Origin of the sequence: Paracoccus sp. M683 (assembly GCF_007096355.1) — a bacterium.
In the GTDB taxonomy this organism is placed as follows: domain Bacteria; phylum Pseudomonadota; class Alphaproteobacteria; order Rhodobacterales; family Rhodobacteraceae; genus Paracoccus.
This window is the reverse complement of sequence record NZ_VKDF01000004.1, coordinates 298,450-313,903: the sequence shown is the minus strand read 5'-3', so window position 1 is coordinate 313,903 and position 15,454 is coordinate 298,450. Positions and strand designations below refer to the sequence as shown.

The 15,454-nt window shown below is 64.7% G+C and carries 17 protein-coding genes and 1 tRNA gene; 8 read left to right on the top strand and 10 right to left on the bottom strand.

The window, feature by feature from the left end; translation table 11 throughout:
• Nucleotides 1-2: 2 nt before the first annotated feature.
• From argF to FNJ84_RS08225, 7 genes are all read right to left on the bottom strand, one after another.
• A complete protein-coding gene (gene argF / locus FNJ84_RS08255; RefSeq protein WP_143792574.1) occupies nt 3-929 on the bottom strand; it encodes an ornithine carbamoyltransferase in 927 nt (308 codons plus the stop codon).
• A gap of 119 nt (nt 930-1,048) precedes the next feature.
• Nucleotides 1,049-1,363 (bottom strand): nitrile hydratase accessory protein, encoded by a 315-nt coding sequence (locus FNJ84_RS08250; protein WP_255471107.1) that lies wholly within the window; start codon nt 1,361-1,363, stop codon nt 1,049-1,051.
• Complete coding sequence (gene nthB, locus FNJ84_RS08245) at nt 1,350-2,006, bottom strand: nitrile hydratase subunit beta (protein ID WP_143792572.1); 657 nt, start codon at nt 2,004-2,006, stop codon at nt 1,350-1,352. Before nthB ends, FNJ84_RS08250 begins: the two co-directional genes overlap by 14 nt.
• Nucleotides 2,003-2,626 carry a nitrile hydratase subunit alpha gene (gene nthA, locus FNJ84_RS08240; RefSeq protein ID WP_143792571.1) on the bottom strand — a complete coding sequence of 208 codons (624 nt, stop codon included), beginning with the start codon at nt 2,624-2,626 and terminating at the stop codon, nt 2,003-2,005. The genes nthB and nthA overlap by 4 nt, the downstream gene beginning before the upstream one ends.
• 83 nt (nt 2,627-2,709) lie before the next feature.
• Entirely contained in the window at nt 2,710-3,192 is a 483-nt protein-coding gene (locus tag FNJ84_RS08235; protein ID WP_143792570.1) for a GNAT family N-acetyltransferase, read from the bottom strand.
• Nucleotides 3,185-4,357: an aspartate aminotransferase family protein gene (locus tag FNJ84_RS08230; RefSeq protein ID WP_143792569.1), complete on the bottom strand. Its 1,173-nt coding sequence runs from the start codon at nt 4,355-4,357 to the stop codon at nt 3,185-3,187. The genes FNJ84_RS08235 and FNJ84_RS08230 overlap by 8 nt, the downstream gene beginning before the upstream one ends.
• Before the next feature lie 135 nt (nt 4,358-4,492).
• Entirely contained in the window at nt 4,493-5,311 is an 819-nt protein-coding gene (locus tag FNJ84_RS08225; protein WP_143792568.1) for an ABC transporter permease, read from the bottom strand.
• A gap of 117 nt (nt 5,312-5,428) precedes the next feature.
• Here FNJ84_RS08225 and FNJ84_RS08220 point away from each other — a divergent pair, with 117 nt between their 5' ends.
• Together FNJ84_RS08220 and FNJ84_RS08215 are read left to right on the top strand one after the other, a co-directional pair.
• Nucleotides 5,429-6,043 carry a GcrA family cell cycle regulator gene (locus FNJ84_RS08220; protein WP_143792567.1) on the top strand — a complete coding sequence of 205 codons (615 nt, stop codon included), beginning with the start codon at nt 5,429-5,431 and terminating at the stop codon, nt 6,041-6,043.
• 45 nt (nt 6,044-6,088) lie between these two features.
• Nucleotides 6,089-6,487, top strand: coding sequence for an NUDIX hydrolase (locus tag FNJ84_RS08215; protein WP_370454586.1), 399 nt, complete (start codon nt 6,089-6,091; stop codon nt 6,485-6,487).
• Nucleotides 6,488-6,512: 25 nt separating this feature from the next.
• Here FNJ84_RS08215 and nudC read toward each other — a convergent pair whose 3' ends face one another.
• From nudC to FNJ84_RS08200, 3 genes are all read right to left on the bottom strand, one after another.
• The gene (gene nudC, locus FNJ84_RS08210; protein ID WP_143792565.1) at nt 6,513-7,481 is read right to left on the bottom strand and encodes an NAD(+) diphosphatase; all 969 of its coding nucleotides are present in this window, start codon (nt 7,479-7,481) and stop codon (nt 6,513-6,515) included.
• Nucleotides 7,482-7,554: 73 nt separating this feature from the next.
• A complete protein-coding gene (locus FNJ84_RS08205) occupies nt 7,555-8,583 on the bottom strand; it encodes a M48 family metallopeptidase (RefSeq protein ID WP_143792564.1) in 1,029 nt (342 codons plus the stop codon).
• Nucleotides 8,567-9,613: a YjgN family protein gene (locus tag FNJ84_RS08200; protein WP_143792563.1), complete on the bottom strand. Its 1,047-nt coding sequence runs from the start codon at nt 9,611-9,613 to the stop codon at nt 8,567-8,569. Before FNJ84_RS08200 ends, FNJ84_RS08205 begins: the two co-directional genes overlap by 17 nt.
• Before the next feature lie 271 nt (nt 9,614-9,884).
• Here FNJ84_RS08200 and metG point away from each other — a divergent pair, with 271 nt between their 5' ends.
• The 6 genes from metG to FNJ84_RS08170 all read left to right on the top strand — a co-directional run bounded on the left by metG (nt 9,885) and on the right by FNJ84_RS08170 (nt 15,396).
• Nucleotides 9,885-11,600 carry a methionine--tRNA ligase gene (gene metG / locus FNJ84_RS08195; RefSeq protein WP_185968456.1) on the top strand — a complete coding sequence of 572 codons (1,716 nt, stop codon included), beginning with the start codon at nt 9,885-9,887 and terminating at the stop codon, nt 11,598-11,600.
• A complete protein-coding gene (locus FNJ84_RS08190; RefSeq protein ID WP_143792562.1) occupies nt 11,597-12,460 on the top strand; it encodes a GIY-YIG nuclease family protein in 864 nt (287 codons plus the stop codon). The genes metG and FNJ84_RS08190 overlap by 4 nt, the downstream gene beginning before the upstream one ends.
• Before the next feature lie 10 nt (nt 12,461-12,470).
• On the top strand, nt 12,471-13,391 hold the full coding sequence (gene rocF, locus FNJ84_RS08185) for an arginase (RefSeq protein WP_143792561.1): 921 nt from the start codon (nt 12,471-12,473) through the stop codon (nt 13,389-13,391).
• Nucleotides 13,392-13,495: 104 nt separating this feature from the next.
• Nucleotides 13,496-13,581: transfer RNA gene (locus FNJ84_RS08180), tRNA-Leu, on the top strand.
• Between the two features lie 13 nt (nt 13,582-13,594).
• On the top strand, nt 13,595-14,773 hold the full coding sequence (locus FNJ84_RS08175) for a winged helix-turn-helix domain-containing protein (RefSeq protein ID WP_143792560.1): 1,179 nt from the start codon (nt 13,595-13,597) through the stop codon (nt 14,771-14,773).
• The gene (locus FNJ84_RS08170) at nt 14,767-15,396 is read left to right on the top strand and encodes a 5'-methylthioadenosine/S-adenosylhomocysteine nucleosidase (protein WP_221931945.1); all 630 of its coding nucleotides are present in this window, start codon (nt 14,767-14,769) and stop codon (nt 15,394-15,396) included. Before FNJ84_RS08175 ends, FNJ84_RS08170 begins: the two co-directional genes overlap by 7 nt.
• The last annotated feature ends 58 nt before the right edge of the window (nt 15,397-15,454 follow it).

Genomic DNA, 15,454 nt, shown 5'->3' with positions numbered 1-15,454 from the left:
GGTCAGACCCCCAGGCAATAACGCATGATTGCCTTTTGCGCGTGCAGGCGGTTTTCGGCCTCGTCGAAGATCACCGAATGCGGGCCGTCCATGACGGCACTGGTCGCCTCGTCATCACGATGGGCGGGCAGGCAATGCATGAACAGCGCGTCCGGTTTTGCCTGGGCCATCAGCGTCTCGTTCACCTGATAGCCGCGCAGCTGGTTGTGGCGGCGTTCCCGCGCGGATTGGGGATCGTGCATGCTGACCCAGGTATCGGTGACGACCAGATCGGCGCCTGCAACGGCCTTGGTCGGGTCGCGCTCGATGGTCACGGGGCGGCCCTTGCCGGCGGCATAGTCCAGCCAGACCTTTTCGGGATCCAACGTTTCCGGGCCGGTGAAGGTCAGGTCAAATCCGAATTGACCGGCTGCATGGGCGAAGCTGGCAAAGACGTTGTTGCCATCGCCCGACCAGACCACCTTGCGGTCGGTGATGGGGCCGCGATGTTCCTCGAAGGTCATGACATCAGCCATGATCTGACAGGGATGGGTGCGGTTGGTCAGCCCGTTGATGACCGGCACCGTGGCATATTCGGCCATGTCCAGCAGCGTCTGTTCCTCGAAGGTGCGGATCATGATCAGATCGACATAGCGGGACAGGACGCGCGCCGTATCGGCAATCGTCTCGCCATGGCCCAGCTGCATTTCGCTGCCCGACAGAACCATGGTCTGACCACCCAGTTGTCGCACGCCCACGTCAAAGCTGACGCGGGTGCGGGTCGAGGGCTTTTCGAAGATCAACGCCACCATGCGTCCGGCCAGCGGCTGATCATCATCGGGCGTGCCCTTGGGGCGGCCGTTGCGCGCGGTCTTCATGGCGCGGGCATTGTCGATGATGCCGCGCAGATCGGCCGCGTCGGTCTTGTGGATATCGAGGAAGTGCTTCATCTGATGGTCTTTCCGCTTTCGGCCAGCAAGCCGATTTGTGTCTGTGAGGTCAAGGGGGCGCTGCCCCCGGCGCGCGTTCCGCGCGCCTCCCCCGGGATATTTTCATGAAGAAGAAAGCGTCATCGCAGGCGGGTGTCGCGGTGCGGGTCGTTCTCCAGTGCGATGGGCTGGCCGTGTGGCGTGGCGCGGGCGGCGCGCTGCCAGGCGGCCGACATGGCCGCGATCGCGGCGGCATCCGCGACACCGCGTTCGGCCAGCAGCGTCTGCAAGGTTGCCAGCCAGTCGGCGTAATAATCGCCCTCGCCGGCACGGGCTTGCCCGAAAGCAGCCGTCCAGTCGCGCCAGTCCAGCCAGCCGGCCTCGTTCAGGGCCACGGTCAGGGCGAACAGTTGTGCCTGCCAGGGTTCGTCGAAGGGGTGGTCAGGCGCGGTCAAGATAGCTCTCCCAGGCGTCGATGGTGACGCGGGTGCCGGGTTCGGCCTGCGGTCCCCAGAGCTCGTTGCCGTCAAATTCGACGGTATAAAGCCGCTCGGGCGCATCGCCGCCGCCATGGGCACTGCTGTCGGGCAGGACGAAGCCGCCATGGACGGCAATGACCCGCCCCCGCTTGCCGCGCGCATAGCCGGGAATGCGGGTATGTCCTTGCGGGTGGCGGTTTTGCAGCCGCACCCGGTCGCCCATGGCGAAGGCAGGTTCGGCGGTGATCGCCCGGTCACAGGGGCCGCCGCGAGCCAGGGCAGAGGCAACGCGATCTGCCGTCAACTGCCGTGGATGGGCCGCGCCGGGTTCAGCCGTACCGCTGTTCAGCTCGGTCCCGGTGATGAAACCGTGGCGCAGCAACAGGCTTTCCAGCGCCCTGATCCAGATCTCGTAATAGGAGGTCCCCAGATAGATCGGCCAGGGCAGGCATTCGCGCGCATGACGGCTTTCGTCGATGCTCCAGGCGCCCAAAGCGCCTGCGGCAAGGGTTACGCCAAGGGCGCGCCCCTCCCATTCGGCATGAAAGACCGGCTCGTTCTTTTCGGGGTTGATGGCGCCAAAGCCCATGGCCCCGCCCAGATCATGCGGCCCGTTCATGGCTGTGGCTCGGCAGACAGCGCCAGGCCGGTGCCGATCATGCTGTCACGGGTGACGAGAGCGGCGAGGCGGTCCGCGTCCCAGCCCTCGGTTCCGGCGGGGCGTTGGGGGATGACCAGATAGCGCAGTTCAGCCGTGGAATCCCAGACCTTCACGGCCTGGCCCGCTGGCAGGGTGACGCCGAAATCGGCCAGCACGGCGCGGGGTTCGCGCACGGCACGGGACCGATAGGCCGGCGACTTATACCAGACCGGAGGCACGCCCAGCACCGTCCAAGGATAGCAGGAACACAGGGTGCAGACGACCATGTGATGCGTGTCGGCACTGTTGAACAGCGCCTGCATATGTTCGCCCTGCCGCCCGGTGAACCCCATCTGGGCGATGGCCGCCGTGGCATCGCGGCGCAGGTGGTCGGCGAAGGCGGGATCCGTCCAGGCGCGGGCGACAACGGCCGCGCCGTTCCTTGGGCCGACCTTGTTCTGATAGGTGTCGATGATCGCATCCACCGCCGCCGGATCGACCAGCCCCTTGCGGGTCAGAATCGTTTCCAGCGCGCGGACCCGCGCGGTCATCTCGTCCAGATCGCTGCCGTGGTCGTGGTCGTTGTCATGATCGTGCATCGGATTGCCTCGTTCTCTCCGTGCTTTGCGATGGCTGCCCGTGCAGCGGTGCCAGCAAGCCCGCGCCGGGCCTGCCCGTCAAGTCAATCAGTTCGTCGCCGCGTCATCAGCCGCAGCATTTCGCCGTGTTCATTCGGCGCGACCAGGTCGCCACGGAAACCGGCCTTTTCATAGGCGCGGATGGCGCGGGTATTATCGGGTGCGGGATCGACCGCCAGCATGGGCGCCGTTTTCAGCAGATGCAGCGCCAGCGCGTCAAGCCATGCCCCGCCCTGCCCCATCGCATCCGGCGCTGAAAACACGTCAATGGCGACCGTCCCTGCGGGCAGAGAGGCGAAATGCGGGGCCTTCCAGCGATGCGCCTGATAATGCTGGACAAAGGCGATGGGCCACCCCGTCGCCACGACCATCAATTGCGACATGGCTGGTTCGCCCAGATCCTTTTCGATCCCGGCGATCTGGTGCGCGGGATCGGGCCACCAGCGGCTGATTTCGGGCGCGCGCAGCCAATCCGCCAGCATCGGCAGATCATCCGGCGTCAGCGCCCGAAACCCGTATTCAGCCATCCAGACTGCCCGCCGCGCGGTCCAGCCGCGCCACCGCCTCGGCGATATCCTCGTCCGAGATATTCAGCGGCGGCAGAAGCCGCAGGGTGTTATCGGCGGCGGCAATCGTCAGGACATGCTGGTCATGGCCAGCCTTGACCATGTCACCCGGCGCAACCTTGCATTTCAGCCCCAGCATCAGCCCCTGTCCGCGCACGGATTCAAAAACCTCGGGATGGGCGGCGACCAGCCCCTCAAGCCGCTGGCGAAACAGACCGGCCTTGCGACTGACCTCGGCCAGGAAGGCGGGGTCCGAAACGATCTGCATGACCTTCGCCCCGACCGCGCAACCCAGGGGATTGCCGCCATAGGTCGAGCCATGCGTGCCCGCAACCATGCCGGCGGCGGCCTTTTCGGTGGCCAGCACCGCGCCCAGAGGGAAGCCACCGCCGATGCCCTTGGCGACCATCATGATATCCGGCGTGATACCGGCAAACTCATGCGCGAACAGCCGGCCGGTCCGGCCCATGCCGCATTGCACCTCGTCCAGGATCAGCAGCGCGCCGGTCTGATCGCAAAGCCCGCGAACCTCGCGCAGTTCGTCATCGGTGAGGGGGCGGATGCCGCCTTCGCCCTGAATGGGTTCTATCATCACCGCGCAGGTCTTGTCGCTGATCGCCGCTTTCAATGCGGCCATGTCGCCAAAGGGCAATTGCCGGAAGCCGGGCATCAGCGGGCCGAAACCCTTGACCATCTTTTCCGAGCCGGCAGCCGCGATGGCGCCGGTCGAGCGGCCATGGAAGGCGCCCTCGAAGGTCAGGATCTCGATCCGGTCGGGCTGACCTTCATGATCCCAGTATTTGCGGGCCATCTTGATCGCCAGTTCGGCCGCCTCGGTGCCGGAATTGGTGAAGAATACGGTATCGGCAAAGCTGTGTTCGACCAGCAGATCGGCCAGATGTTCCTGTTGCGGGATGTTGTAGATGTTAGAGACATGCCAGATTCGCCCGGCCTGCTCGGTCAGGGTGGCAACCAGATCGGGGTTGGCGTGGCCCAGCACGTTCACCGCGATGCCCGCGCCCAGATCCAGATATCGCGTGCCGTCTGCGGTGATGGCCCAGCTGCCCTCGCCGCGATCAAAGGCGATGGGGAAACGGTTATAGGTCGGCAAGACATGCGAAATCATGGCAGATTCCTTCAAAGACAGACGAATTGTAAGGGCAGGCGGGATCGGACGTTGAAATTCAACGTCGGGGACGGGCGAAACTGGCGGTCCGTGCGATCATGTGCTTGCCATAGCGTCAATCGCCGAGCCACGCAATCACGGTTTCATCCGATAGCCCGATTTCAACCAGCGCCAGGCGGTGAACAGCACCAGGCACACCACCACGGCACAGACGATCAGACCGCGCAGGGGCGGCGCGTCGCTGACACCTGCGAAACCATAGCGGGCACCGTCGATCAGATAGAAGATCGGGTTCCAGTGCGACAGGGTGCGGAAGGGCTCGGGCAATTGCTCGACCGAATAGAAGGTGCCGGACAGGAAGCTCAGCGGCGTGATGATGAAATTGTTGATCGCCGCCATCTGGTCGAATTTCTGCGCCATGATCGCGGCCAGAATGCCCAGCCCCCCCATCAGCAGCGCCCCCAGCAGGATAAAGGCCACAGCCCAGATCGGATGCGCCACGCCCTGCCCCAGGACCAGCGCCATCCCCGCGCCGATCACCACGGCCACCAGCCCCGCGCGGGCCACGGCGCCGGCCAGGTATCCGGCCAGCAATTCGCCTGCCGATAAGGGCGGCATCAGCGTATCGACGATATTGCCCTGCATCTTGGCCGAGATGATCGAGGATGAGGTATTGGCAAATGCGTTCTGGATCACCGTCATCATCATGATGCCCGGCCCAATGAAGGCCAGGTAGGGCACGCCCATGACCACCTGCCCCTCGCGTCCCAGGGCCAGCGCAAAGACGGTGACGAACAACCCGGCCGTCATCAGGGGCGCAAAGACAGTCTGTTGCCACACCGCCATGAAGCGCATGATCTCGCGCCGGGCCAGCGTCCGCATCCCCAGCCAGTTCACCCGGCCAAAGCGACGAACGCCCAGTTCCTGCGCCTTATCGGTTCTGCTATGCGACATGTCTTGCGGTCCTTGAATTTGCCGCCCCGCAGGGCTATTTCTCGGCATCCCGTTTCTGACGGGGTCAATCACGGGTTTCAAGATGTGGCGGGGATGGGCCCTGCCGGAAAGGCAACGATGTCCTGGACGGATGAGCGCGTCGAGACGCTGAAGCGCATGTGGAGCGAGGGCCAGTCGGCCAGCGCCATCGCCAAGGAACTGGGCGGCGTCACCCGCAATGCGGTGATCGGCAAGGTCCATCGCCTTGGTCTGTCCAACCGCAATGACGAGGCCGAGGCCGCGCCGGTGAAAGCCGCGGCCCCTGAACCTGTCGCAGCCCCCGAACCTGCCAGGAAACCCGCCAAGAAGGTCGAGGCCAAGGCCGAACCCAAGGCCGAGAAGCCTCAGCCCTCTGCCCCGGAGCCTGCGGAAGAAGAACCCGCGCCCCAGCCCACCTTCACACCGGTCCCGCGGCGCCCGATCGTGCCCGCCGGCCAGCCGCTGCCGCCGCAGCCATCGGCCAATGAGATCAGCCCGGAAGCACTGGCTTCGGTCCGCGAGATCGAGAAGCGGGCCCGCAAGCTGTCGCTGATGGAACTGACCGAGCGCACCTGCAAATGGCCCATTGGCGACCCCGCGACCGAGAAATTCTGGTTCTGCGGGCTGCCCAGCCAACCCGGAAAACCCTATTGCGAAGCCCATACCGGCGTCGCCTTCCAGCCGATGAGCTCGCGTCGGGATCGCCGCCGCTGATCGGGCACGGCTGATCCGGTGCCGGGCTTTCCGCGACTGGCCGCCTTGGCGGTAACACTGCGCGGTGGCGATGTCCTGCTGGTTCGCCGCCGCAATCCACCCGATGCCGGGCTTTGGGGGTTTCCCGGCGGCCATGTCGATCCGGGCGAGACCGCCCTTGCGGCCGCAGCCCGCGAACTGCGCGAGGAAACCGGCGTCATCGCCACCCCGCGCCTGTATCTGGACAATATCGACGTGATCCTGCGCGATGGCGATGGCGGCCTGTCATTCCATTTCCTGCTGGCGGGGGTGCTGTGCGACTATGTCTCGGGCGAGCCGGTTGCCGGCGATGATGCGCTGGCCGCATCGTGGTGGCCCATCGAAACCGTGCTGCACGACCCTCTGCCCCTGTCAGAGCATGTGGCCGATCTGCTGCGCCACGCCCTTGCCCGGCACGCGGTTTGACGGCGGCGGGCGCACGAACGGCGGATCAGGCCGGAAAATCCGGCAACACGCCCTGAACCCAGGCGTTCAGGATGATCTGCGCGACGGCCCCCTTGCGGGCCGGCGCGATCCTGTCATTCCGGCCGTCCAGCGCCGCTGCGATCTCGGCGCGGGTGACCCAGATCGCATCCTCCAGCTCGACCGGATCGCGGTTGATTTCCGTGGTCTCGGCCCGCCCCATGCAGCCGATCATCAGCGAGGCCGGAAACGGCCAGGGCTGCGAGGTGACATAGCGCACCTCGCCCACCTTGACCCCGGCTTCCTCCATAACCTCGCGCCGCACGGCCTCTTCGACGGTCTCGCCCGGCTCCATGAAGCCGGCCAGCAGCGAATACATCCGTTCGGGCCAATTGGATTGCCGGCCCAGCAGCACCCGGTCACCATCCAGAACCAGCATGATGACCACGGGATCGGTGCGCGGGAAATGCTGCCGACCGCAGGCGGGGCAGTCAAAGCGCCAACCGGCATGGCCGACCCGGTTGCGCTGGCCGCAATTGGCGCAGAACCCATGGGTCAGCCGCCACTCGAATATCCCTTTGGCTGCCGCCGCAATGCCCGCGTCGCGATGGTCGATCTCGCCCATGATCGCGCGCAGGTCGATGAACTTGCGCGTTTCGGACAGATCCAGCGTGCGCTTGTCCACAAATTCGGCGGGGGATTCGTCGGGCGGGGCGATGTGGGACACATCGGCGGCGAAATGCGCGATGCCGGCATCGTCCAGCCCCATGAAAACCATCGGCTCGGGACAGCCCGTCACCAGCGGCTCGGCCGCAGACAGCCAGGCCAGGCGCGGGCCGTCTGGCGTCAGGTCAAACAGCGGCTTGCCCCGCCAGAAGGGCGAAACGCGGCTGTCCGGGTTGGCCATGCGCACCGCCATCCCGGCCTGATCGGCACGCAGCCGATCGGCGCGATCAAGAAAACTGCCCGCGAAGGTCACATCGGATTCGGGTATCATGGCCAGAGCCTGCACCGCGCCTTTGCCGCAGGCAAGAGCCGTCCGCAGCCCCCGCCCCGCACAACCGGCTGTATCAATCCGTCCCGCCGGCCATGCCCCGGATCTGCGCCGCGCGATCGGCAAGCGCGGGATGCGATGACAGCCATCCCAGTTCGTCCTCGCCAATCTCGTCCAGCAATGCGTCGAAAAACTCGGCCAGTGCGGCGCCGTCATGGCCGGCGGCATTGGCGGTCGCCACGCCCAGCCTGTCGGCTTCGGCCTCTTGCCCGCGCGAATAGGACAGGGCCAGAAGGGCATTCCCCTCGCGCAGAAAGTCTTGCAGCACCGGGCCGGGATCGCCGGCGATCAGCGTCACCAGCAGATAGATCGAGCCGGCCCGATACAGCTGCGCCAGCACATGACGTTCAGAGACATGGGCAATCTCGTGCCCCAGCACCGCAGCAATGACATCGTCATCCTCGAATTGCTGGATCAGCTGATCGGTAATGACGATGGTGCCGCCGGGCATGGCAAAGGCGTTCGGCCCCATCGCAGGGATGTCGCGAAACAGCAGCCGATACTCGCCCCAGGGGGCGGGCGGGGCGTGCCGCACCAGGCCGTCAAAGATCGCCAGCACCTGCAGTTGCCGGTCAAGATCCAGTTGCGTCTGCTCGGCAAGGACCTGGTCGATCATGACCATATTGCCGCCATCCATCGCCCGCACCGGCGCATCGGGTGTGACCGCCATTGCCAGCGCCACCAGCAGATCCAGCCCCCAACGCCACAGCGCCACCGCCGCCAGCAGGCAGATCAGTGCCACGGCTGCCAGTCGGGGATGCCATGCCTCCAGCCGCGACAGCCAGCGATCGGGACGCGCGCCGGGCAGCCCATTCAGATCGGCATCGGTTTCAAACAGCCAGCCATCGGGCAGATGCACCTGTGCCGGGCCGCCCGGCATCCGCTCGATCCGCTGGACCGGCCCGCTGGCCAGCACCGCGCCATCCGCATCGCGCAGCCAGACCACGCCGCCCCGCCAATCCAGCCGGGCGGCGATCCGTTTCGATGACAGCGCCGGATGGGCATGGCCCAGGGCGCTGCCCGCCATGTCAGATGGCGACCCCAAGGTCGATCCCTTCGATATCGGTATAGGCGTCACCCAAAGCGGTGACCTTGCCCTCTTCCTGGCCCACAAAGGCGTCGATCGGGCCAGCGGCACGAACCTCGGTCGACTCGGCCAGATAACGCGCCATACGCACCTTGGCCCAGGGATACATCAGCCCCAGCGTGACGACCGTAACCAACGCGTTGGAGAGGGCCACCCAGACCAGCTGCGCCGGCACCACGGTCGAACGGAACCGGTGCCCGCCTTCAAGCGTGATGTTCTCGTACACGGAATTACGCAGATAGGCCTGATAGATGAAGGCCGCCGGCAGGATCGCCACGAAGAACAGCACATACATCATCATGAAGCGAACGATCAGCGCCGGATCTGGTTCGACGCCATACTGGCTGGCCATCGCAAGTTCCTGGAACACGCCGACCCCGCCGATCAGGAAGAAGCCCACCACCAGCAAGCCCACGGCCCAGACCATCGAGATCAGCATGGCGCGGTAGAACGGCCAGATCGGGCTGTCAAAGCCAAAGCGCGCCGTGCCAAAGCGATGCCCGCTGATGGTATAGCGGTGAACCGCGCGGACCACGAAAGGATAGGTGGTGAACAGCGTCAGCATCGACAGGATCGGATACAGCAGGAACACCAGGAACGAACGGCCATAGCTGCCGTCAAAGCCGAAACGCAGGCCCGAAAAACTGGTCATGCGCGCATTGAACGCGATGGACCTGTTCAACAGCCAGGGCAGCGCGATCAGCAGCGCCAGAATGGCCAGCAGGTTCAGGATCGGAATGTAAAGGACGATCAGCCCGAGAATGACCAGAATGCGGCCGATCAGGATCTGCATGCCGGTCGCGTGATAGTCGAAATGCCGGCCGTCGATCACCGTATTCTGCGAGAAATAGCGCTTGGTCCGCACCTTGGCCCAGGCCGAATAGATACCCAGGGTCACGATGGACAGCAGGATATTGACGATCCAGATGCCGAAATATGTCTTGGCATCCCCGGTAAAGCGAACCTGATGGTTCTGCAATTGCGACATGGCAACCTCTTAATTCAGAAAACGTTTCACGGGCCGCATATCCCGCGCATTGCGGCAGGTAAAGCGACATATTCATGACATTTTCCGCATGTTCGGGGCCACCGGTCATTCGCATACGGACAAGCCGGCCTTGCCCGCCGACCCGCACTTCAACCTTGCGCAGATCGGGGCGCAGCAAAATCCGCCGCAGCGCGATCAGCTATCCACAGGCTTTAACTTGCCCCCCAAGGCGGCTACATACGGCGCCGACCGCATCAAGGATATCCCGCGCATGGCCCGCCATCTTATCACCTCTGCCCTGCCCTATATCAACGGCATCAAGCATCTGGGCAATCTTGTCGGCAGCCAGTTGCCCGCCGACCTTTATGCCCGCTATCTGCGCGCGCGGAATCACGAGGTGATGTTCATCTGCGCCACCGACGAACATGGCACGCCGGCCGAGCTGGCCGCCGCCAAGACCGGCGAGACAGTGCCCGATTACTGTGCCCGGATGCACGGCGAACAGGCGGCGCTGGCGCGCGGTTTTGGTCTTTCCTTCGATCATTACGGGCGCTCGTCCAGCGACCGCAATCGGACGCTGACCCAGCACTTCGCGGGCCGGCTGGCCGATAACGGCTTCATCCGCGAGGTCAGCGAGAAGCAGGTCTATTCGATCGACGACGGCCGCTTCCTGCCCGACCGCTATATCGAGGGCACCTGCCCCAATTGCGGCTATGACAAGGCCCGTGGCGATCAATGCGAGAATTGCACCAAGCTTCTGGACCCGACCGACCTGATCGACCCGCGCAGCGCCATTTCCGGCAGCACAAATCTTGAAATCCGCGAGACCAAGCATCTCTATCTGCGCCAGTCGGCACTGAAGGGCGAGATCAGCGACTGGATCGACAGCAAGACCGACTGGCCGATCCTGACGACTTCGATCGCGCGGAAATGGCTGAATGACGGCGATGGCTTGCAGGATCGCGGCATCACCCGCGACATCGACTGGGGCGTGCCGGTGAAACGCGGCGACGAGCCCTGGCCGGGGATGGAAGGCAAGGTCTTCTATGTCTGGTTCGACGCGCCTATCGAATATATCGCCGCCACCGCCGAATGGGCCGATGCCAATGGCCGCTCTGACGCCGACTGGCGCCGCTGGTGGCGCCGGGACGAGGGCGCCGAGGACGTGACCTATACCCAGTTCATGGGAAAGGATAACGTTCCTTTCCATACACTTAGCTTCCCTGCAACGCTGATCGGCTCGGCCGAGCCATGGCGGATGGTCGATTACATCAAGTCCTTCAACTACCTCACCTATGACGGCGGCCAGTTCTCGACTTCGCAGGGGCGTGGCGTGTTCATGGATCACGCGCTGGAAATCCTGCCCGCCGATTACTGGCGCTGGTGGCTGCTGTCACACGCCCCGGAATCCGGTGACAGCGAGTTCACCTGGGAAAACTTCCAGCAATCGGTGAACAAGGATCTGGCCGACGTGCTGGGCAATTTCGTCAGCCGCATCACCAAGTTCTGCCGCTCGAAATTCGGCGAAGTGGTCCCCGAAGGTGGCGATTACGGCGCCGAGGAACTGGCCCTGATCGAGGCCCTGACCACCCGCATCCGCGCCTATGAAGGTTTCATGGCCGCGATGGAGGTGCGCAAATCCGCGTCCGAACTACGCGCCATCTGGGTGCTGGGCAACGAATATCTGCAATCCGCCGCCCCCTGGTCGACCTTCAAGACCGACCCGGAAAAGGCCGCGATGCAGGTCCGGCTCGGGCTGAACCTGATCCGGCTCTACGCGGTCCTGTCGGCCCCCTTCATCCCCTTTACGGCAGAGGCGATGGTGCAGGCCATGAACACCGACACCGGCTGGCCAGATGACGTGGAACAGGCCATGATGGCGCTGAAACCCGGCCATGCCTTCGCCACTCCGGACAACCTTTTCGCCAAGATCACCGACGACCAGCGCGCCGAATGGGAAGACCGCTTCAAGGGCGCGCGGCGTTGAAGCTGACGCTCGACCACCTTTTGGCAGAGATGGAGATCGATCCTGCCAAGGTTGTCGTCATGCGACACAGCCCGCGGGAACCGACACTTAAGCGCGTCTTTCCCGGCCTCGTGCGAACGCGCCCCGATCTTTTGGACGTGTATCAGCGTCTGCAATCCCCAAGGGCCGAAGCTGCCATGCGCAAGGCCGGCTGGTTGGTCAGTTGCGCAGGGGAAAGCGCCGGAACCGCTGTGCTGTTGGGCATCTTTCAGATCACCGGCTACAAGGTGATGTCGCGCCCGAACCTCGAACAACTGCCCTTGCAACAGGAATTGCTGCAGCTAGGGCAATCGAACCAGGGCTGGCGCGACACCATGGTGCAGTTCGACCTTCAGCATCTTCCGACAGAATATGACCTTCGGCTTATCCTAAGCTGGCCGGGGAAAGAGCTATCATGGTACCGTTGGGCGCATAACAATACCTTCGAGATATCCTCTATCCTTCCCCACGCGCAGATTGATCCGCCGCTGCCAGATTGGCCGGTCCTGGCCCTGGACTGGAAGGAAATCGGCACGCTGCCAAACAGCTGGAAGCAGGCCCTGCAACAATGGCGCGGCGTCTATCACATTCTCGACCGGGATACCGGCAAGGGTTATGTCGGCAGCGCGGGCGGCGAACAGAATAAGCTTGGCCGTTGGCGAAACTACTCGCAGAATGGGCACGGCGGAAATCTCGGCCTGACCGGCGTTATACCTGAAACGCTTCGTTTTTCGATCCTTGAGAGAACCTCGCCCGACCTTCCCTCTGCAACGTTGATCGCCTTGGACAGCAGTTGGAAGGCTCGCCTGTCGACCGGCGAATTCGGTCTCAATCGTAACTGAAAGGCCCCAGATGACCCATTGCATCCTGATCGGCGCCCCCGTCGACGAAGGCCAACGCCGCCCCGGCTGCCTGATGGGCCCCGCCGCCTATCGCGTGGCGGGATTGGCCAGTACCCTGTCCCAGCTTGGCCACACGGTCGAGGATCGCGGCGACGTGGCCATGGACACGCTGCAAGGCGAAACCTGCGCCAATGCCGTGGTCCATCACCTGCCCGAAACGCTGGCCTGGACCCGTGCCCTTTCGCTGGCCGCTCAGGACGCGCTGCGTCAGGGCATGCCGATCTTCATGGGCGGCGATCACTCGCTGGCGCTTGGCACGGTGGCAGGCGTCGCCGCCCATGCCGCCGCGCAGAACCGCCCGCTTTTCGTCATCTGGCTGGACGCCCACAGCGATTTCCATACGGTCGAGACGACAACCTCGGGCAATCTCCACGGCACGCCCATGGCCTATGCCGCTGGCCGCTCTGGCTTTGATCCCTTCCCGCCCTTCCCGGCCCCGATCCCCGGTGAAAACATCTGCATGTTCGGCATCCGCAGCGTCGATCCTGCCGAACATGCCGCGATGCAGGAAACCGAGATCGCCGTGAACGACATGCGCGTGCTGGACGAACAGGGCATCGTTGCCCCCCTGCGCGCCTTCCTCGACCGCGTCCGCGCGGCGGATGGCCTGCTGCATGTGTCACTGGACGTGGACTTCCTCGACCCCTCGATCGCGCCCGCCGTCGGCACCACCGTCCCCGGCGGCACCACCTTCCGCGAGGCGCATCTGGTCATGGAACTCTTGCACGAATCCGGCCTCGTCACCTCGCTGGACCTGGTGGAACTGAACCCCTTCCTCGACGACCGCGGCCGCACCGCGAAACTGATGGTCGATCTGGTCGGCAGCCTGATGGGCCGCAAGGTCTTCGACCGCCCGACCCGCAGCTACTGAGTTTCTTTCTCGCGAAAATATCCTCGGGGGTGTGGGGGCAGACAGCCCCCGCTGTGCCCTCGCCCCTTGCCACCACCGCCCCCACAAGATAGCCAAGACCCGACGCGGGCGTGGCGGAATGGTAGACGCATGGGACTTAAAATCCCTGGGGCGCAAGCCCGTGCGGGTTCGAGTCCCGCGGCCCGCACCAAAGGGACCCAATCATGCGCCTGATCGAAAATCCCTCGGCCCGGCGCGTTTTCCTTGATCGCCACGCGCTGACCGCCCCACCCACCGGCCCCGCCACGCGGACCGATCTGCTGGCGCTGATCGAAACCCTGGGCTTCGTGCAGGTCGACAGCATCAACACCGTCGCCCGCGCCCATGACATGATCCTGTGGTCACGCCGCCGCGCCTATCGCCCACAGGCGCTGCGCCGCATGCTGGACCGCGACCGCACCCTGTTCGAACATTGGACCCATGACGCGGCGATCATCCCCTCAACCTTCCTTCCGCTCTGGCGGTGGAGCATCCGGCGTGACACGCCCCGCCTTCTGGACCGCTATCGCAAATGGCACGGCCCCGATTTTCAGGACCGGTTGGACGAGGTGATCGCCCATATCCGCGATAACGGCCCCGCCGGCAGTGGCGATGTCGGCAAGGACGAGGCGCGCAGCAAGGGCGGCTGGTGGGAATGGCATCCCTCCAAGGCCGCGCTGGAATTCCTGTGGCGCAGCGGGCGATTGTCGATCACCCGGCGCGAGGGCTTTGCCAAGCTTTACGACCTGACCGAGCGTGTCCACCCGCCCGGCCCGGAAATGCCCGACGATCAGGCGCTGGATTGGGCGATGAACGCGGCGCTGGACCGGCTTGGCTTTGCCACCACGGGCGAGCTTGCCGCCTTCTGGGGCCGCTTCCGCCCCGACGAGGCCGCCCGTTGGGCCGATGCCGCCCTGCACCGGGGCGAGGTCGTGCCGGTCCGTATCGAGTCCGCCGATGGCAGCCATCGCCGCGCGCTGGCCCGCGCCGATCTGGATACCGACGCCGCCCCCGCGCCCAAGGGGCTGCGCATCCTCTCGCCCTTTGACCCGGCCTTGCGCGACCGCAACCGTGCGGAACGGCTGTTCGGCTTCCACTACCGCATCGAGGTCTTTGTTCCCGAGCCCAAGCGGCAATTCGGCTATTACGTTTTTCCAATCATCGAGGATGACCGCCTGATCGGCCGCATCGACGCCCGCGCCCGCCGGGCCGAGGGCGTGCTGTCGGTCGCGGGCCTGTGGCTGGAACCCGGTATCCGCCCGGCCAAATCGCGGCTGGCGCGGATCGAGGCGCAACTGTCACGCCTCGCCACATTCGCACAATGCGAGCGCGTCGTTTTCGAAAAGGGATGGCAGAAATGGTGACAAGCTGCGACATCATCGCCGGTCATCCGGTCCTGTTCGTCATGGCCGCGCAGGCCGAATACGGCCCCCATCTGCAAGCCCGCATCACCCCCCTGATGACCGGCATCGGCCCGGTCGAGGCGGCGGTGGTGCTGGCTTCGACCCTGACGGCAATGGTGCACAGACCAGCGCTGATTGTCTCGCTTGGCTCGGCCGGATCGCGGCGGCTGGTGCAGGCCGAGGTCTATCAGGCGACGCATCTGGCCTATCGCGACATGGATGCCAGCCCGCTTGGTTTCGAACGCGGATGCACACCGCTGCTGGACCTGCCCAAGCAGGTGCCGCTGACCCATCGCATCCCCGGCATCCCCACGGCCAGCCTGTCCACCGGCGCCAATATCGTCAGCGGCCCGGCCTATGACGCCATCGCCGAGGATATGGTGGATATGGAAACATTCGCCCATCTGCGCGCCGCCCAACGCTTTGGGATTCCGCTGATCGGGCTGCGCGGTATCTCGGATGGGGACGAGGCGCTGCAAAAGCTTAGCGACTGGACGCAATACCTGCATATCATCGACGAAAAACTGGCAACGGCCGTGGACCTGCTGGCCGACGCGCTGGTGCGCGGCAATTTGCGCCTTTAGCCCCGCTTGCCCCTGCGCGCATGCGCCCCTAAACCGGATCAGAACGCAGGCAAAGGGA